This is a genomic window from Streptomyces sp. 3N207, assembly GCF_052246355.1.
GTDB lineage: Bacteria > Actinomycetota > Actinomycetes > Streptomycetales > Streptomycetaceae > Streptomyces.
The window spans coordinates 370,229-388,120 of sequence record NZ_JBQQBV010000002.1; the positions used below are offsets into that span (position 1 = coordinate 370,229).

At 70.2% G+C, this 17,892-nt stretch carries 18 protein-coding genes; 8 read left to right on the forward strand and 10 right to left on the reverse strand.

Annotation, left to right across the window (positions count from 1 at the left end; translation table 11 throughout):
* Positions 1-91: 91 nt before the first annotated feature.
* Positions 92-487 (reverse strand): ATP-binding protein, encoded by a 396-nt coding sequence (locus ACTWP9_RS04430; RefSeq protein ID WP_443244620.1) that lies wholly within the window; start codon positions 485-487, stop codon positions 92-94.
* A gap of 205 nt (positions 488-692) precedes the next feature.
* Between ACTWP9_RS04430 and ACTWP9_RS04435 the strand changes: the two genes are divergently transcribed.
* Both ACTWP9_RS04435 and ACTWP9_RS04440 read left to right on the forward strand, forming a co-directional pair.
* Entirely contained in the window at positions 693-1,547 is an 855-nt protein-coding gene (locus ACTWP9_RS04435; protein ID WP_443244621.1) for a helix-turn-helix domain-containing protein, read from the forward strand.
* Entirely contained in the window at positions 1,544-1,732 is a 189-nt protein-coding gene (locus ACTWP9_RS04440; protein ID WP_443244622.1) for a DUF397 domain-containing protein, read from the forward strand. The genes ACTWP9_RS04435 and ACTWP9_RS04440 overlap by 4 nt, the downstream gene beginning before the upstream one ends.
* Positions 1,733-1,792: 60 nt before the next feature.
* Here ACTWP9_RS04440 and ACTWP9_RS04445 read toward each other — a convergent pair whose 3' ends face one another.
* The 5 genes from ACTWP9_RS04445 to ACTWP9_RS04465 form a co-directional block, all read right to left on the reverse strand.
* Positions 1,793-2,341: a hypothetical protein gene (locus ACTWP9_RS04445; RefSeq protein ID WP_443244623.1), complete on the reverse strand. Its 549-nt coding sequence runs from the start codon at positions 2,339-2,341 to the stop codon at positions 1,793-1,795.
* 104 nt (positions 2,342-2,445) lie between these two features.
* Positions 2,446-2,790, reverse strand: a complete 345-nt coding sequence (locus tag ACTWP9_RS04450; protein WP_443244624.1) for a hypothetical protein — start codon at positions 2,788-2,790, stop codon at positions 2,446-2,448.
* Complete coding sequence (locus ACTWP9_RS04455; RefSeq protein ID WP_443244625.1) at positions 2,787-7,409, reverse strand: putative T7SS-secreted protein; 4,623 nt, start codon at positions 7,407-7,409, stop codon at positions 2,787-2,789. Before ACTWP9_RS04455 ends, ACTWP9_RS04450 begins: the two co-directional genes overlap by 4 nt.
* On the reverse strand, positions 7,409-8,089 hold the full coding sequence (locus ACTWP9_RS04460; RefSeq protein WP_443244626.1) for a hypothetical protein: 681 nt from the start codon (positions 8,087-8,089) through the stop codon (positions 7,409-7,411). The genes ACTWP9_RS04455 and ACTWP9_RS04460 overlap by 1 nt, the downstream gene beginning before the upstream one ends.
* On the reverse strand, positions 8,089-8,490 hold the full coding sequence (locus ACTWP9_RS04465; RefSeq protein WP_443244627.1) for a hypothetical protein: 402 nt from the start codon (positions 8,488-8,490) through the stop codon (positions 8,089-8,091). The genes ACTWP9_RS04460 and ACTWP9_RS04465 overlap by 1 nt, the downstream gene beginning before the upstream one ends.
* A gap of 267 nt (positions 8,491-8,757) precedes the next feature.
* Here ACTWP9_RS04465 and ACTWP9_RS04470 point away from each other — a divergent pair, with 267 nt between their 5' ends.
* Positions 8,758-8,913, forward strand: coding sequence for a hypothetical protein (locus tag ACTWP9_RS04470; RefSeq protein ID WP_443244628.1), 156 nt, complete (start codon positions 8,758-8,760; stop codon positions 8,911-8,913).
* Complete coding sequence (gene paaK / locus ACTWP9_RS04475; RefSeq protein WP_443244629.1) at positions 8,910-10,220, forward strand: phenylacetate--CoA ligase PaaK; 1,311 nt, start codon at positions 8,910-8,912, stop codon at positions 10,218-10,220. Before ACTWP9_RS04470 ends, paaK begins: the two co-directional genes overlap by 4 nt.
* A gap of 10 nt (positions 10,221-10,230) precedes the next feature.
* Here the strand turns inward: paaK and ACTWP9_RS04480 are convergent, their stop codons facing one another.
* Complete coding sequence (locus ACTWP9_RS04480) at positions 10,231-11,421, reverse strand: zinc-dependent alcohol dehydrogenase (protein ID WP_443244630.1); 1,191 nt, start codon at positions 11,419-11,421, stop codon at positions 10,231-10,233.
* 84 nt (positions 11,422-11,505) lie between these two features.
* Positions 11,506-12,432, reverse strand: coding sequence for an SDR family NAD(P)-dependent oxidoreductase (locus ACTWP9_RS04485; protein WP_443244631.1), 927 nt, complete (start codon positions 12,430-12,432; stop codon positions 11,506-11,508).
* Between the two features lie 146 nt (positions 12,433-12,578).
* Here ACTWP9_RS04485 and ACTWP9_RS04490 point away from each other — a divergent pair, with 146 nt between their 5' ends.
* Positions 12,579-13,538 carry a TIGR03557 family F420-dependent LLM class oxidoreductase gene (locus tag ACTWP9_RS04490; RefSeq protein WP_443244632.1) on the forward strand — a complete coding sequence of 320 codons (960 nt, stop codon included), beginning with the start codon at positions 12,579-12,581 and terminating at the stop codon, positions 13,536-13,538.
* Between the two features lie 71 nt (positions 13,539-13,609).
* Complete coding sequence (locus tag ACTWP9_RS04495; RefSeq protein WP_443244633.1) at positions 13,610-14,017, forward strand: RidA family protein; 408 nt, start codon at positions 13,610-13,612, stop codon at positions 14,015-14,017.
* Positions 14,018-14,204: 187 nt separating this feature from the next.
* Here the strand turns inward: ACTWP9_RS04495 and ACTWP9_RS04500 are convergent, their stop codons facing one another.
* Both ACTWP9_RS04500 and ACTWP9_RS04505 read right to left on the reverse strand, forming a co-directional pair.
* On the reverse strand, positions 14,205-15,530 hold the full coding sequence (locus tag ACTWP9_RS04500) for a DUF1266 domain-containing protein (protein WP_443244634.1): 1,326 nt from the start codon (positions 15,528-15,530) through the stop codon (positions 14,205-14,207).
* A gap of 59 nt (positions 15,531-15,589) precedes the next feature.
* The gene (locus ACTWP9_RS04505; RefSeq protein WP_443244635.1) at positions 15,590-16,423 is read right to left on the reverse strand and encodes a helix-turn-helix transcriptional regulator; all 834 of its coding nucleotides are present in this window, start codon (positions 16,421-16,423) and stop codon (positions 15,590-15,592) included.
* A gap of 112 nt (positions 16,424-16,535) precedes the next feature.
* On the opposite strand from ACTWP9_RS04505, the gene ACTWP9_RS04510 reads away from it, so the two are divergent.
* Entirely contained in the window at positions 16,536-17,270 is a 735-nt protein-coding gene (locus ACTWP9_RS04510; protein ID WP_443244636.1) for an SDR family NAD(P)-dependent oxidoreductase, read from the forward strand.
* A gap of 20 nt (positions 17,271-17,290) precedes the next feature.
* Positions 17,291-17,890 (forward strand): DsbA family oxidoreductase, encoded by a 600-nt coding sequence (locus tag ACTWP9_RS04515; protein ID WP_443244637.1) that lies wholly within the window; start codon positions 17,291-17,293, stop codon positions 17,888-17,890.
* Positions 17,891-17,892: the final 2 nt, after the last annotated feature.

Consider the following 17,892-nt stretch of genomic DNA (forward strand, 5'->3'; position numbering starts at 1 on the left):
TTCCCCGCGCCCCTTACGGGGCGCGTCCGCGCCACCCTGCTGTGCTTGGGCAGTCTGCGCCAGGGGCGCAGGGTGGGCAAGCGCAGCACCCCTATGCGGGGCACCGCGCCCACACGGTCTTGCCCGGGGTGCGCTGACGCACGCCCCAGCTGGTCGCGAGCGCAGCAACCAGCAGCAGCCCGCGGCCCGACTCGTGGCACGGGTCCGGCTGCGCCGGCGCGGCAACCCGCGGCGCAGCCTCGCCCCGGGTGTCCGTCACCTCGATGAGCAAGGACCCCAGCTCCGGGACGCTGAGCGCGAGTTCGAAGTCCCGCCCCGGAACGCGGCCGTGCAGTGCCGCGTTCGCGGCCAGCTCCGCCACGATTGCCGCCGCGTTGTCGGACGGCTCGCTGCCGTAGGGGATGCCCCATGCGTCGAACTGATGCAGCGCGAGAAGTCGCGCCAGGCGGGCGCCGCGCCGGGTGGCGGAGAACCGCTGTACGAACATACGCTCGGTAGCGGCCGAGCGAGCCGGGGAGAGTGGCTGACGCTGATACATGCGCGTCACGCTGGCGCTTGGCCCCCGCCGATGACCAGTTCAGCAACCCCTACGCTGCGCAAGCGTAGGGGCGCGGACTGTAGACAGTGCTGTCAATGAGCCGTAACCCTGGGTGAGTTGGGGATGTTCCCCCGCCACAGGGAGGTGGCCCGAATTGGATGCTTACGACGAGGACGACGAGGAGCGCGGCTGCGGCGGCAAAGAACCGGAACGCTCCGACAGTCTCCGCACCTTCGGCGCCGTTGTGAAGCAGCTGCGCAAGCGGGCTGGGTTGACGCAGGAGGCTTGGGCCGAGAAGTCCGGCTATTCGCTGAGCACGTGTGCGGGAGTTGGGCAGGGGCGGAGGTTTCCGCCGCCTCGGTTCATCGAACTGGCGGAGACTGAGTTCGATGCGGGCGGGGCGTTGAGGGAGGCCGCGAAGCATTTGTCGCGGGGCCCGGGTATGGCTGCTTGGTTCAGCCAGTGGGCCAAGATGGAGCTCACGGCGCTCAGCCTGTACGCGTATGACTGCCGGATGGTGCCGGGGCTGCTGCAGACCGAGGCATACGCGCGGGCGGTTGTGAGGCAGGTACCTCCAATGCCACCTGAGGAGGAGATCGAGCAGCGGGTCACGCTCCGTATGGAGCGGCAGTCGCTGTTCCAGCGGAAGCGGCCCGTGACGTTCAGCTTCATCGTCGAACAAGCTCTCCTTGAACGGCAGACGGGCGGTGCAGAAGTCACCAAGGAGCTGCTGGAGTACCTGATCGCCCGCGCTGAGCTGCCCCACGTCGAGTTGCAGATCATGCCGCTCGTGCAGCCCGAACACGCGGGTATGGATGGACCGTTGTACCTGCTGGAGACCCCCGGGCACCGCTGGTTCGGCTATGCGGAGGGCCAGGAGACCGGGCAGTTGATCTCGGATGACACGGCTCTTAGCCGCCTCCACATGCGGTATGCAAAACTGCGTTCACAGGCTCTGACCCCAGCAGATTCACTGAGCCTGCTGAAGCGAATGCGAGGAGCGCTATGAGCAACGACGCCGAGCTGAGCTGGTTCAAAAGTAGTTACAGCAGCTCCCAGGGGGACAACTGCGTGGAGGTGGCGACCCTCCCCGGATGTGTCCACGTCCGGGACTCCAAGGACACCACCATCCCCTCCCTCTCCGTCTCACCGGCCGCGTGGTCGGCGTTTGTCGCGCACGCAGGGCGCGACTGAGTGGCAGGGCGTTCTGTACGGCCCCGGCGGGGGCCGTACAGAACAACCGTGAACGGCGGCCTACTTGTGGTCGATGTACCAGCGCCCGCACTGCGACTCTTCACCGTCAGGGTGCACGCAGGCGCGTACCGCGTAGCTGTGTGAGTCATCGCTCTGCAGCCAGACGGTGTCGGTCGTGGCCTTGTCCTTGACGCCTGCCTCCCACAAGGTGACGTCGTGGTCGCAGGACTTGATGCCGCCGCCTTCGCCCGTCACTTCGACGGTGGAGGGGTACCTGGGCTTGTCGCCCATCTTGAAGGGCTTCAGGCTTCGCTGGACCGAGATCGCGTCCCCCCACGCGACGTTCTTTGCCTCGGTGATGGCGTGCCAGTCGGGCGCCTTCTCGGTTTGGAGGCTGGTCTTCCGGCCCTTGTGCTTGAAGGTGTCGGTGGTGCCGTAGATGCCGAGCCAGAGATAAGCGTCGCAGCCGCGCTCGAACTCCCCCGTCGTGCTGGGAGCCGCCTTGTCGGGTGCCGGTTGGGCGCCGGCCGGCGAGGTGGCTACGGCGAGTCCGCTGGTGGCCAGCAGCAGCGAGGTGACGCCGATCGCCGCTGTGCGCATCTTGAGCATGTGGTTTCCCCCTCCTGTTCGCCTTCTGCGGCACACATGCTCGTCGCGCCCCATGCGTCAGCTCCAGGACTTTCGGCCCTCCCCGAAACACCCCCGAGAAGTCATCACCGGTTAAGGGGGTAACGCTCCAACACCCGCTCCTCCTCGAAGGGCGCCTCCGACAGAAACGCGGCCAGCGCCTCGGTGGTGTCGATGCCCTCCGGCGTACCGGACTCCTCGTTGCCGGCGAGCAGGAAGTACCCGGGCTTGGGGGCGTTCTCCACCTCCCGTACCAGCCCGGCCAGGGTGCCGTCCGCCAGCCGGAAGACGAACGTGTTCCAGGGGCCGAGGTCGTCCCAGGTGATCTCGGGCTCACCCCAGCGTCGGATGGCCTCCTCCGTGCTCAGGTCGAGATACGCGACTTGCACGTTACGGCGCAGCAGCGAAGCGTCGACGCGCTCCATCGTCATCTCACCTCCGTGACGAAGACCGGGATGCGGGCGAAGTCATCCCCGTTGTGGAATGTGTGACCGACGCCTTGGCCCCCCAACTCCCAGCTTGAGTAGCCCGTCATGTGGGACATTCCTGTCGGCTTGACGGAAGTGTAGAACTCGAAGCTGCCAGGTACGGCATCGGCCGGGAGCCGTCCGATGTGTGCCTGGGCTGCTTCCACCGTGCCGGTACGCGGCAGCCGTCCCCACAGCTCACCGCTGTCCAGCACCTGCTGCACCACCTCGGGGGTCTGCGTCGGGGAGCCCTTGCGATGGAAGGGCCCGTACAGGGTGGCGGGCTCGCCGATGTCCGGGCGGCCCGGGGGGAGGGCCAGTGGCTCCCTGGGCGGCTCCGGGGCCGGTGCCTCGTCGCTTCCGCCTCCGCCGAAGAGCGACTTGAGCCGGTCCTTCAGCGACGGCCCGCACTTGGGGGCCAGACCGAGGACGTCGGTGAAAGCCTGCGGGTTGTCGACGTAGGTGGCCGGGTTGGGCGCGGGGGCCAGGCCCAGGGGGTCCGGCGTGGTGTAGCGCGCGGTCTCCGGGTCGTAGTAGCGGAAGTAGTTGTAGTGGAGGCCCGTCTCCGGGTCGTGGTACTGGCCCGGGAAGCGCAGCGGGGTGTAGGCGGTGCTGTCGGCACGCCAGCCGGTGGCACCCCACAAAGTGGAGCGGCTGCGCCAGGCGATCCCGCCGCTCTCGTCGACGAGTTCGGTGGGGGTGCCCACCAGATCGGTGACGATGGCGAAGAAGCGTGCGTCGATCTCCTGCTGCGTGGCCTCTTCCGTGCGGCGCTCGGTCTGGCTGAGCGGCGTGGTGCCGTCGTGATCCCAGGTGAGGGTGACCGGGTGGGGGAGGTCGGCGCCCGTGGTGGTCTGCTCGATGAGGGTCGAGCCGTCCCAGGTGAAGACCGTGCGCTCCAGCACCGTCTCGCCGTCGGGCGCCATCCGGCGCTTCTCCGTACGGCGGCCGAGCGGGTCGTACAGATAGCGCCAGACCGAACCCTCGGGTGTGGTCACCTCGGTGAGCCGGTCCTCGGCGTCCCAGGTGTAGCGCCAGGTGTCGGGCTTCTTCGACAGCCGGGTCTTCTGGCGGAGGGTGAGCCGGCCGGCGGCGTCGTGCTCGTAGCGGACCTTGCCCGCCGTGGTGACCTGGGTGCCGTTGTAGGCACGGGCACCTGTGGCCTCGGGCGCGTGCTTGCCGGGCCAGGACGCGTGGGTCAGGTTGCCGGCCTCGTCGTAGGCGTAAGTCTCCGACCAGTTGCGGGCGTTGACGGCCGTCACCCGCCCGGCCGCGTCCAGATCGAAGGTGCTGGGGCCCGCCAGCAGATCCTCGATGCCGGTCAGATGGCCGTCGGCCCGGTAGGAGTACCGGCGTTCCTGGACGGTCTCCGTTCCGGCGAGGGCCAGGGACTGGTCCGTCAGCCGTCCGGCCCGGTCCCAGACGTGGGTGAGGGCGAGCCCCGCGTCACCGATGCGGCGCTCCGTCTCGCGGCCCATCGCGTCGTGGACGAAGTCGAGGGCGTGGCCGTTGACCGTCAGCGAGGTGCGGCTGCCTGCCGCGTCGTAGGTGCTGGTGGAGACGGAGCCGGTGGGGGTCGTGCGGCGGGTACGGCGGCCCAGCGCGTCATAGGTATGGGTCACCACGCGGCCGTCGACCAGCTCCGTCTTGATGCGGCCCAGCTTGTCGCGGTGGTAGCGCACCTCCGCGTCCGGGCCGACTGCCCAGGCCAGCCGGCCCGCCGCGTCGTAGGCGTACGTCGTGACCTTGCCCGCCGCGTCCTTGCGCGTCGTGCGGCCCAGCACGTCGTGCTCGTAGCTGATCCGGTCACCCAGCGGGGTGATCCGCGCCGTCAACTGGCCGGCGGCGTCGTGCTCGTAGCGGCGCGTACGGTTGTCGAAGTCCGTCTCGGTGACCAGTCGGCCCACCGGGTCGTAGGAGTAGTCCCAGGTCAGACCCTGGGGGTTGGTGACGCGGGTGAGGTGGAGTTCCGCGTCGTAGGCGAATGCGTACCGCACCCCGTCCGGGCCCGTGCGGGCCGACAGCACATCGAAGTCGCCGTACTCGTACGTCGACTCGGCGCCCGCCGCGTTCAGATGGCGTATGCAGTTGCCCTCGCCGTCCCACTCCCAGCGCTCCGTCGTTCCGTCCGGGCCGGTGCGCCGGGCGGGGCGGCCCTCGATGGTCCACTCCAGCTCGGTCCGGGCGCCCGTGGGGTCGGTGGCATGGACGGGGCGGCCGAAAGCGTCGCGCTCGTACCGCGTCACACCGCCCAGGGGATCGGTGACCTCCACCGGGAGCCCGGCGGCATCGCAGCGTATCCGGGTGGTGGCGCCGAGGGCGTCGGTGACGGAAACGAGGTGGCCCCGGCCGTCGTAGGCGTAGCGCATGGTGTTGCCCGCCGGGTCGGTCAACGAGACGCGGTTGCCGTAGGCGTCCCACTCCTGACGCCACACCGAGCCGTCCGGCTCCGCCGTGGCGACCGGAAGGCCGAGCGCGTTGCGGGTGATGGTGACCGTCGACCCGTCGGGGTGGGTGACCGACGCCAGGCGGCCTGCCCCGTCGTAGGTCAGTGTCGTGGTCCGGCCCAGCGCGTCGGTGTGGGCCAGCGGACGGTTGTGCGGGTCCCGCTCGATGCGTGTGCGGTGGCCCAACGCGTCGATCTGGCCCGTCAATTGGCCGCGGTCGTTGAACAGATGCCGGGTGGCGTGCCCCTCGGGCGTCGTCACCGTGGTGACTCGGTTGCCGGTCGCCTCGTCGATGCCGTCGTAGTCGATACGGATCTGCATGTGGCCCGCGGTGCCGCCTTCGGCGATGACGCGGTGCAGGTTGTCGTAGACGTAGTCGTAGCGGCGCTCGTTGGTGTCGGTCCAGGCGATGACGCGGTTCTCGTCGTCGTACTCGAACCGGAGCGGCCGGCCGGAGGAGTTGATGACCTCTGTCAGGTTGCCGTCGGTGTAGCCGTAGCGCATGACGGAGAGCGCCGGGTCGGCGGAGCTCAGCAGCGCGAGTTCCGTGACGCGGTCGCCCTCGACCGTCAGCCGCACCTGGTAGCCGCCGCTGTGTACGAGTCGGGAGGGTGCGCCCGTCTGCGTGTCGTACTCGAAGGTGATGCTGTTGCCGTTGCGGTCGGTGAGCTGCTCGATCCGCGCCGCGCCGTCGTCCTCCGAGTCGGGCCCGCCCTCAGGCGGCGCGAAGTGCCGCACCCAGCCGGTGTCCGGGTCCGTGAGGGTGTAGCCACCGTCGGGTGTGCGCTCCAGCCGCATGTTCACCGGGCCCGCCGACGGCAGTGTGGGGACCCCGGGTGCCGGGTGCGGGAAGGAGAGCAGCCGGCCGTCCTCGCCGATGAAGACGATGCCCTTGGCGTCGACCTCCAGCCGCTGGTCCACCGTCGAGCTCCAGGACGGTCCGAACCAGTGGCCGAGCCGGTAGCCGGACTCCACGCGGCGGGTGAACGCCAGCGGCAGGACGCCGGGCAGGGACAGATCGGTCTGCGACAGATACATCCGCCCGGTCGCCAGGTCGACCGGGTCGGTGCCCTTGCACGGTGTCTCCTTCGCGCCCCTGGCCGCGGCCTCGGCACCCTTCCCGTCGAGGGCACCGCGCCCGCCGGGCACATCGTCGGCGAGACTGGCCAGCTTCCCGGCCCGGCCCGCCTTGAGCGCTATACCGGCGCCCTTGGTGCCGAGCAGTTCGGGGATGAGGCGGCCGGTACCCTCCGCGGGGTCCTTCTGGAACGCGTCCCACATCCGCTTGCCCGTGCCGACCGGATCGTTGGCGACCCGCAGCAGGCCGGTGGCGGTGGAGTTGAGGTTGGTGACGTACTCGGCGGGGTGGGTGATGTTGTACGGGTCAGCGGGGTTGAGGCCGCGGACGAAGTTGACCAGTCCGGCGGTGCCCTTGATGAGGCCGCCGGAGAAGTGGGTGGCGTCCAGTTGCAGGCCCTGGAGGCCATCTCCGGCCTGGTCCCAGTAGTCGGGCTTGGGCGGCGCTGCATCGCGCGCTGCCTTGATCGCGGTCTGGGCGATGCCGGCGGCCGTGTTGCGCTGGGTGCGGGCCCGGTCCAGCTGTTCCTGGGCCTCGTCCTTCTTGTCGTCCTTGTACTTGGCGATCGCCTCGCGGGCCTGGGACTGGGCGCGTTCGACGGTGTGGGCGAAGTCTTCCAGCGCTCCGGCGGCCTTCTCGCAGGCGTCGGCTGCCTTGATCCACTTGGCGGGCTCCAGGCCGACCTTCTCCCAGAAGGCGTCCGCGGCCTTCCCCTTCAACGTGCCCTTGTGCAAGCCCTTGAGGCCCTTGGCGACATTGTCGAACGCCGTCTGGAAACTCTTCAGATGCTTGGCCGTCGCACGCAGCTTGCTCGGGCTGCCGAAGATCAGCTTCTTCGGGTCCTCGGTCTCGTCCAGCTGGAACTCGGAGGTCTCCGCGCCGAGCCGGTTCGCTGCCGAACGGGACTTGTCCCGTACCCAGTCCCCGCCGCTCTCCCAGCCGGCATCGTCCAACCGGTCGGCCGACCAATTGCCCGCGCCCTCGATGCCGTCACCGATGTCCTCGGTGACCTCCTCGGCCTTGTCCTCCCAGGAATCCGGGATCAGATCGAAGCCCATCAGCCGTTACCCCCGCCGCCCTGCTGACCGTTCTGCTGCTGGGCTGCCGCTGCCGCGCGTTCTTCCGGCGACGGTCCGAAGGCCCTGTCCCTTGCGGCCTCGAGCTGCTCGTCGCTCATACCGGAGGCGTCCTGAATGAGGTCCATCTGCCTGCCGCCGTAGCCCTTGGTGTTCAACTCCCGGCCGGTGTCCTTCCAGTCCTGGGTGATGTCGTCCTTCGCCTTGCTCCAGGACTCCGAGCTGTAGTCCGGCGCGTCCGGCGTCATGATGTCGCCCCAGCCCTGCTTGGCGATCTCTTCCTCGGTCGCATGCGGATTGCCGGTCACCATGACCGAGTTGAGGCCGACCTTCAGCGCCCCCTCCGCGTACCGGTCCTCCTCGTGCGCCATGCCCGCCGACAGACCGAGCCGCTCGGCCAGCCCGTTGGCGTTCTGCACCAGGGCACGTACGCCCCACTCCCACTTCTCGCAGAAGTCCTCGAAGTCGCCCGCCACACCGCCGTCCCCGGCCTCCATCCCGGTCAGGGACAGCTCCTCGAAGCCCGCGCCCTGCAAGGAGGACGTGGCGGAGCTGCCGGACTTCTTGAGCTCGTCGATCGCGCCCTTGAGCCCCTTCTCGATCAGATTGAGCGACTCCTCGTTCCAGTTGATTCCGTCGCCCTTGCCGCCCCCGGCACCCATCAGAAGTCCCCCACCTGGTCGTTGCTCCCCACAGCCACCTCGTCCGGCACGATCCCCCGCGCGGGCGGGAAGAGCATGGAGCCGTCCTCGTCCGCGATGTCGACGGCCACGCCCGTCGGGCCGTCCAGCGCGGGTACGACGGCGTCCAGCAGCCGGGCGCCCAGGACGGACACGTACTCCCACGGCTGGTCCGGCGCACCGCCGCTCTCGATGGCAAACCGCGCCAGCGCCGCCTCGTGAGTGAACGCGAGGATCCAGCGCACCCCGCCGAAGGACCGCGTCAGCAGCTGGTCCTCACCCGTCGTGGGCACCAGCACCGCCGCACGCCGGAACTCCCCCAGCAGCGTGCCGGGATCCCCGGTCCCTGCACGCATCGCGGCTATCTCCAAGGTCACATCCATCGCCCGTCGTTCCCCTCCGCCCCCCGCAACCGATGCCTCGGCACGTCTCGCGGGATCTTCTGATCCCACAGACATTAAAACTAATCTCTCGAATAGTTGAACGTGAACATCCACGCAGCCCGGCATCTGTTCGGTTCCGATCGCGGACGAAAACGATCAGTTTGCCGAGGAGGCCGCTGCGGCTCCCTTGACAGGCCGGAGTCCGCGCTGGATTACTGGGCTCACCGAATGGTCGGTCGGTATCTGCCGAGGGGCGGGAGGTCGCAGGTGGGGGACGGTGCGGAAACCGAGCGCGGACCTGCGGAAGCGATCCTCGGCGCCGACCGGGCCGCCACCGCGCCGGGCACCGAACGGGTCGAGATGGGCGAAGGGTTTGCGACCGTGCGGATGCGGATCACCGCCGAAACGGGGGCTCGGAGATGACGGACGAACTACTCGATTCCGGCGAGCGGTTGAGCGCCGAGGAGCTGCGCCACCTGCAACTGGAGCGGCTGCAGAGCACACTGCGGCACGCGTACGCGGACGTGGAGCTGTACCGGAAGAAGTTCGACGCGGCAGGGGTGCGGCCCGAGGACTGCCGCACGTTGGACGATCTGGCGAAGTTCCCCTTCACGACAAAGGCGGACCTGCACGAGACGTACCCGTTCGGCATGTTCGGTGTGCCCATGGGGGACGTGCGCCGTATCCACGCCTCCAGCGGCTCGACCGGGCGCCCGACGGTCGTCGGATACACCCAGCGCGATCTCGACACCTGGGCCGACCTGGTGGCGCGCTGCATCCGCGCTGCGGGCGGCCGGCCCGGGCACAAGGTGCATGTCTCGTACGGCTACGGGCTGTTCACCGGCGGACTGGGGGCGCACTACGGCGCCGAGCGCGCCGGCTGCACCGTCATTCCGGCATCCGGCGGGATGACGGCACGGCAGGTGCAGCTCATCCAGGATTTCCGGCCCGAGATCATCATGGTGACGCCGACCTACATGCTCACGCTGCTGGACGAGTTCGAACGCCAGGGCGTCGACCCGCGCGGCACCTCGCTGCGGGTCGGCATCTTCGGGGCCGAGCCGTGGACGGAGGCGATGCGGCGGGAGATCGAGGAGCGGTTCGCTCTGCACGCGGTGGACATCTACGGGCTCTCGGAGGTGATGGGGCCCGGGGTCGCCCAGGAGTGCGTGGAGACCAAGGACGGGCTTCACCTGTGGGAGGACCACATCTACCCGGAGATCGTCGACCCGCTGGGGGAGGAGCCGTACGCCGCGGGGCAGCAGGGCGAACTGGTGCTGACGACGCTCACCAAGGAGGCGCTGCCCGTCATCCGCTACCGCACCCGGGATCTGACCCGGCTGCTCCCGGGTACGGCGCGGCCGGCGTTCCGCCGTATCGAGAAGATCACCGGACGCAGCGACGACATGATCATCCTGCGCGGCGTCAACGTCTTCCCCAGCCAGATCGAGGAGATCGTCCTCGACATCCCCGCTGTGGCCCCGCACTTCCAGCTCCAGCTCACCCGGCAGGGACGGCTGGACCACCTCACCGTCCTGGTGGAAGCCCGCCCGGTGGCGACGACCGCGGAACGGGAGAAGGCGGCAGCCACCATCGTCCGCCGCATCAAGGAGGGCATCGGGGTGACGGTTGAGGCCCGCGTCGTCGATCCGGAGACGATCGAGCGCTCCGTCGGCAAGTTCCGCCGGATCAGGGATCTGCGCGGGGAGGACGCCGCTGCCCCGGCGTAGGGGCGGCAGCTCAGGTCGCCGATGGCTTCAGCAGTGTTTTGACCATGCCGTCTTCCTTGCGCTGAAACGTGCCGTAGGCACGCGGCGCCTTCTCCAGGGGGAGCGAGTGGGTCGCGAAGTGGTCGACGCCCAGCGGGTCCTCGTCGGTCAGCAGCGGGATGATGTCGTCCACCCAGTTGCGCACGTTCGCCTGGCCCATACGCAGCTGGATCTGCTTGTCGAACAGCTTCAGCATCGGCAGCGGGTCGGTGGCGCCCCCGTAGACGCCGGAGACCGAGACGGTGCCGCCGCGTCGTACGACGTCGAACGCCGCGTTCAGCGCTGCCAGCCGGTCGACCCCGGCGCGCTGCATCACCCTGGCGCTCAGTGCATCCGGCAACAGGCCGACCGCCTGGTGCGCGGCCTTGGCCAGGGGTGCGCCGTGCGCCTCCATGCCGACCGCATCGATGGCCGCGTCCGTGCCCCGGCCCTGCGTCAACTCCCGTACGGCAGCGCCCAGATCGTGATACTCGCGCAGGTCCAGGGTGTGTACGCCGTGCGCGCGGGCCCGCTCCAGGCGGTCGGGCACCAGATCCACGCCGATGACCAGCTCAGCGCCCTGGTGCAGCGCGATCCTGGTCGCCATGTCGCCGATGGGGCCCAGACCCAGCACGGTGACGCTGCCGCCCTTGGGGATGTCGGCGTAGGCCACCGCCTGCCACGCGGTCGGCAGCACGTCGGACAGATACACGAACCGCTCGTCCGGCGGCCCGTCCGGCACCTTCACCGGCAGATGGTTGCCGAACGGCACCCGCATGAACTCCGCCTGGCCGCCCGGCACCTGGCCGTACAGCTTGCTGTAGCCGAACAGTGCACCGCCGCTGTCGTACTCCCTCACCTGTGTGGTCTCGCACTGCGACTGGAGCCCCTGTTGGCACATCCAGCACGTGCCGCAGCTGACGTTGAACGGCACGACCACCCGGTCCCCGGGGGAGAGGGCCGCGACTTCCGGCCCCACCTCCTCGACCACCCCCATCGGCTCATGCCCCAGGATGTCGCCCTCGGCAAGGAATGGCCCCAGCACCTCGTACACATGGAGGTCCGATCCGCAGATCCCGCTCGTGGTGATCCGCACGATGATGTCGTCCGGCTCCGTGATCTCCGGATCCGGCACCGTCTCGACGCTGACGTTCCGCTTCCCTTGATAGGTGAGAGCCCTCATGTGTCCTCCAGGTTCTTTGCGGCCGTGGTACGGCGGCGCGCCACGACGGCGAGGGTCGGGCGGAAGTTGCGACGGCCGCAACCACTACGCACGGGTCTGGTTCAACCGCTGCGCCGCACGGTCGTTCAGCGCGCTGACCGCGGACTGCCAACGGGAACGGCCCTCCCGGCCGGAGTCGTCCGGCTCGGGCAGCAGCCGAGAAACCAGCTCATTGGTGCGGGTCACCAACGCCGGGGCGACCCCGTACGCCTTGGCACCCAAGTGCGCCGCAGGCGTCAGCACCACCCGCGTCCGGCGCTGCTCGAGCGCCCGGACGATGCGCTCGGCGGCGCGCAGCGCGTCCATGGACAGGCCGGGCAGCCCGGCGAGGGTGGCGAACCAGGCGAACTCCTTGCCCTCGTCGCCGGACAGCTCCACCTGGTGGTGCGAGCCTGTCCGCATCAGGCCCGGATGGACGGCGGTGACGCTGACCCCGTGCTCGGCCTGCTCGGCGTGCAGCCCGTCCGCGAGTGCTGCGACGGCGGACTTCGCGCACGAGTACGGCAGCAGATGCGGCACCGGCAGCAGTCCGCCCACCGAGCCGATCACCCCCAGCCGTCCGCCCGCCGGGCTGTCCCGCAGGTGCGGGAGGGACTCCATCGCGGTGTGCAGCGAGCCGAAGAACATCGTCTCCATCGCACTGCGGAACGCCTCGGTGCCCGACTCCTCCGCGGGCCCCACCTGGATGTTCCCGGCGTTGGCGATCACCACGTCGAGGCCCCGCTGGTCGGTCGCGGTGCCCTCCACCAGCTCATGGACGGCCGCCCGGTCGGTCACGTCGCACACCCGTCCGGTCACGGTGGTGCCGCGTGCCCTGCGGCGGAGCAGTCCGACGGCGCGGTCCAGCTCCTCCTCGTCCCGCGCCGCGACAGTCACGTCGCAGCGTCGCTCCACGCACTGCCGGGCCAGCAGCAGCCCCAGCCCCCGTGAGCCGCCTGTCACCAGCACCGACAGATCCGAGAGTGTGTCCATGCCCGCTCTCCTTCGGACGGAGGTGTCGGTACCCGGCGGTTCCCCGCATCCGCCGTGTCACACCCGTCGCAGGCAGTGGGACGGTGCGAGTGTGCGAGAGGAAGCGGAGGTACCCGAGGGGGGAGAGCGACCAAGGAGCAGCACACATGCAGATCGGTTACAAGCTCGCCACCGAGCAGTACGGTCCCCAGGAACTGATCCGCCAGGCCATCGCCGCCGAGGCCGCCGGATTCGACTTCGTCGAGATGAGCGACCATTACCATCCGTGGCTGGACGACCAGGGCCACTCCGCGTTCACCTGGAGCGTGCTCGGCGCCATCGCCGCCAAGACGGAGCGTATCCGGCTGGTCACCGGTGTCACCTGCCCCAGCATGCGCTACCACCCGGCCATCGTCGCCCAGGCCGCCGCGACGATGGCGCTCGTCTCCGAGGGCCGCTTCGTACTCGGCGTCGGCTCGGGGGAGCGTCTGAACGAGCACGTGACCGGGGTCGGCTGGCCCGCCGTGTCGGAACGGCACGCCAGGCTGCGCGAGGCCCTGGAGATCATCCGGCTGCTGTGGCAGGGCGGCTACCGCTCCTACGAGGGCAAGTACCTCAGCCTCGAGGACGCCCGCGTCTTCGACCTGCCTCCCGAACCGCCGCTGATGGCGGTCGCCGCCGGCGGCCCCGCCTCCTGCCGGATCGCCGCCGAACTCGGCGACGCGCTTTTCGCCACCGAGGAGAAACCCGAGATCGTGCGCCACTACCGGGAGGCGGGCGGTACCGGGCCCGGCTACGCCGAGGTGCCGATGGCCTGGGCGGAGAGCGAGAGCGAGGGCGCCCAGTCGGCGCTGAAGTACTTCCGCTGGGCGCTGGCCGGCTGGAAGGTGATGAGCGAACTCCCCAACCCGGTCAACTTCGAGGCCGCCACGGCGCAGGTCCGCGAGGAGGACATCCGGGAGCGCTTCGCCTGCGGCAACGACCCGCAGCGCTTCCTGGAGGTCGCCAAGCCCTTCGCGGAGGCCGGCTACGACCGTCTGGTCCTGATGAACGCGGGCCCGGATCCCAGGGGCTTCCTGGACTTCTGCGACGCGGAGCTGATCGGACGCCTCAAGCGGGGCGAATAACCGGTTGCGCGGGCAGCGGCCCTGCGCTGGGGTACCGGAGGACCCAACTGACGCCCCCGAAGGGACCCCTCGTGGCGCGAGCCGTGACCCTGATCCGCTCCCAAACCCTCTCCGACGTGGCCGAGTACGCCTACGCGGCCACGGCACCACCCGAAGCCCGTCTGATCTTCCTCGCGGGGGCCTGTCCGCTGGCCGCCGACGGCACCGTCACCCCCGTCGGCGACTACGCGGGACAGGCGGCCCGGGCGGTGGACAACCTGCGCACCGCCCTCGGCGAGGCGGGCGCGGACCTCCAGGACCTGATCAGCACCAGGGTGTTGGTCGCCTCCAGCCGGCAGGAAGACCTGGTGGCGGCCTGGGAGGTCTACCGCGACGCCATGGGCGCCCACGACGTCCCCAGCACACTGATGGGCGTCACCGTACTCGGCTACACCGATCAGCTGGTCGAGATCGAGGCGATAGCGGCAGTACGGGACTGACCAGGCGGGCCCACTTCGCTGCGCACCCGGCGCGGGGGCTGCGCTTGCCAGCCCTGCGCCCTGGGGGTACCCCCTGCTCGAAGAGCTTGGGGGAGCAGACCTCCCAAGCACAGCAGGGGGAGACGCGCCCCGAAGGGCGCGGGGAACTGCGCGACCAGCCACAAAGGACCCGCAGTCGGTTACGGCGCTAGCCCGGCAGCTGGAACGGCACCGTGTTCCACGGGCCGGCGGGCGCCCGCAGCAGCGCGCGGTGCGCCTCCAGCACCTCGGTGTACCACTCGCCGAACCGCTCCTCGTCGAAGTGCAGACAGCGGCCCATCACATACGCCGCCGAGAACTCCGCCCAGGAGCGGTAGGTGCTCCGTACGCCTGCGCTCACCCGGTCGATGGCGTCGTACATCTCGGCGCGGGTCGCATAGCGGGCGCCACGGCCCCAGCGGGCCATCTTGGAGGCCCGGCCCAGATCCCAGGCCGCGATCGTACGGACCATCTCGTCGGGACCGAGCAGTTCGTCGGCGCGGAACCGGGCCTCGTAGCGCAGGATCTTGCCGACGAGTTCGCGCATGTCCGCGATGAAGGTCTCGAACTCCGGCCCGGGCGGCGCGTCGATGACGTGCCGCAGTGTCGCCTCGACGCTGTCCCGCCACAGACCCGCGTCCACCGGGCCGCGACCGCCGTGCTCCTTCTGCAGCGCGATCCGGGCGCCCAGCACGAAGTCCCAGAACCAGGGGCTGATCTCGCACTCCAGCAGCCGCTGCTGGGTCTCCAGCCAGTCCTCCCTGCTGCTGACTCCCCAGCTCTCCTCCAGCCGCTCGATCTCGGCGCTGTAGCCGGCGCCGTGCCAGTCCAGGGTGTTCCACGGGTCGCCGTTGCCGTAGCACAGGTGGGCCCCGCAGGCCAGGCCGTGCAGCAACGGGCCCTGCTCCGGGGCCCCGGTGCGGCGGGTGACGAGGCGGTCGGTGAGCGCATGCGGGTCGAACAGCTCCTCGTGCAGGTCCGACCACACCTCCCGCTCCTCGTCGTCCACCTGGAACATCTCCTGGCAGGGCGTCGCCGCGTTGACGACCAGCACATCCACCTCGGGCGGCAGGATGTCGGCGAGGGTGCCCAGCGTGATGAACTCGTAGACGACGTACGGGTGCGGGCGGGGCAGCACGCCGTCGGTGTAGACCTGGGTGATGGTCCTGGCGATGCCGTCGGAACCGGTGATCTCGCTGGTGAGCATCTGCCGCTCGGCGGGGTTCCGATCGGCCTGCTCGATCGGCACCGGATGGTAGACGCCGTGTTCGGCGAGGGCGCGCAGATAGGTGTAGCTCTCGTCGACCTCGTGCAGTTTGTACAGCCGCCGCTCCAGATCGGCCGGGGCCTTCCAACAGCCTTCGTCACCCGCGTACTCGATCACGGGGAAGATGTCGTCGTGATCGTCCTGCTCGCCTACCGCGTACACCCTCGCGCCCCGTTCCCGGCCCCGCCGTTCCCGTACCGAGGCCCCTGACCATGATCGAACGGTCACGCTACCGCTCTTGGCGGGGTGGCCGGACGCCGGGGCGGAATCTTCCCTCCCGCACTCGGCTACGCCCAGAGCGGCTGGATACCCACCACGCCCAGCAGCGCCAGCTTCTCCGCCGCGTCCGTACCCGGCGCCGCCGTGTAGAGCACCACCCGCAGATCGCTGTCGGGCGCTACCAGGACATCGCAGTCCAGCACGATCGCGCCGACTTCCGGATGGTCCACCGTCTTGGTGTCCATGGTGTGCCTGCCGACCGTGCCTTCCTCCCACAGCTGCCGGAATACGGGGCTGCGCTGCGAAAGTTCGGCCACCAGGCCGTGCAGTCCGGGGTCGGACGGATAGTGGGCGGTCGCCGCGCGCAGGTCGGCCACCGCGGCCACCTCGAATCGCGCCGCCTGCTCGGCGGTGTGCCGTACGCGAGTGGGCCGCCCGGTGAAGTGCTGCCACAGCACGTTGCGTTCCCGCCCGCGCAGTGGCGAGGGATCACCCATCAACGCGGCGAACAGTGGGTTCCACTCCAGCAGTGTCCACGCCGCGTCGTAGACGCTGACCGGCGTGCCCGCCAGCTGTTCCAGCAGCCGTCGCACGCCCGGCGACAGCCGGCTGGGCAGCCGTCCGCCGTCCGGCAGCGCGCGGCCCCCCAGGAGGAAGAGGTGGCGCCGCTCGTCCTCCGACAGCCGCAGCGCCCGCGCCAGCGCCGCGAGCACCTGTCCGGACGGCGAGGCGGCGCGGCCCTGCTCCAGCCGTACGACGTAGTCCACCGAGATGCCCGCGAGCCCGGCCAGCTCCTCGCGCCGCAGCCCGGCTGCTCTGCGCGCCCGGCCCGTGGGCAGCCCGGAGTCGGCCGGGTCCGCCCGGTCCCGCCACCGCCGCAACGTGCGGCCCAGCTCGCTCATGCGTCCAGTCTGCGGGCCGCGCTGCGGAGGGCAAGGGCCGGCCCTGGTACTGCTTTTCCCAGGAAGAACCGGCTACTCCCGGTGATCGCCGTCCCGCACCAGGGTGGGAGCCATGAGCAACACACCGACAACACCGACCGGCCCGGTCACTTTGATCACCGGCGCCACCCGGGGCCTCGGCCTGGAGACGGCCCGCCGGCTGCATGCCGAGGGCCACATCGTCTATCTCGGAGCCCGCGACCCGGAACGCGGTGAGCGCGCGGTACGCGAGACGGGCGGGCGCCTGCTGCCGCTCGACGTCACCAGCGAGGAGTCCGTACGAGCCGCCGCCGAACTGCTCGGCGCACGCGAGCAGCACCTGGACGTCCTCGTCAACAACGCGGGCGTCTCCGGAGCTGTCATGACGGCCGAGGAGACGACGGCCGCCAACATGAGCACGGTCTACGACACCAACGTCTTCGGCGTCGTCCGCACCACCCGCGCCTTTCTGCCGCTGCTGCGCGCTTCGCGGGCACCCGTGGTGGTGAACGTCAGCAGCGGGCTGGGCTGCATCGGGGCCGTGGGCGACCCGAAGGTCCGCGAGGTCGCCGTGCCCGACTGGCTGCCGGCGCTCGCCTATGCCTCGTCGAAGGCGGCCCTGAACATGGTCACGGCCCAGTACGCGCACGCCCTGCCCGGCTTCCGGATCAACGCCGTCGACCCGGGCTTCACCGCCACCGACTTCAACGGCCACCGCGGTCGGCGGACGGTCTCCGAGGGCGCCGAGATCATCGTGCGGATGGCCCGCGTCGGTCCGGACGGTCCCACCGGCGGCTGCTTCGCCGACCACGGGGCACTGCCGTGGTGAGCGGCCGGGGGACGCACGACGTGCCCCGTGTCGAGCTCGTCCACGACCTCGTCTGCGCCCGCTCCTACCTGGCCTTCACCCGGCTGCGGCGGGCCGTCGCGCGTCACCGCGCGGAGGGCGGCGCGGCCGAACTCGTCCTGCGCCCGTTCCGGATCCGGCCCGAGGCACCGGCCCGGGGCGAGCCGCTGTTCGAGGTGCACCGCCGCGAGCGTGGCGAGGAGATCGCCCGCGCCATCCGCGCGGACCGCACCCTGGGCGCGGCCGACGACCTCACCTTCCGCTTCGACCGCGCGGTCTTCACCAACACCTACGCGGCCCACCATCTGACGGCCCAGGCCGCCGCCCAGGGCCGCGCGCTCCGGATGGCCGCCCGCCTCTTCCGCGCCTACTTCACCGACGGCCTGCATATCGCCGACCCCACGGTGCTGGCCGGGCTGGCAGCCGAGGAGGGCGTACGACAGGAACCGGATCTCACCGGCCAGCTCGATGCCGAACTGGCCCACACGCGGCTGCTCGGCAGCGAAACGGGCCCGGTCTTCCTCCTCGACGGCCGCCAAGTCCTGCACGAGGAGCCGACGGAGGAGGAACTGCTGGCCCTTCTGAGGGAGGGCAGCGGCTGAAG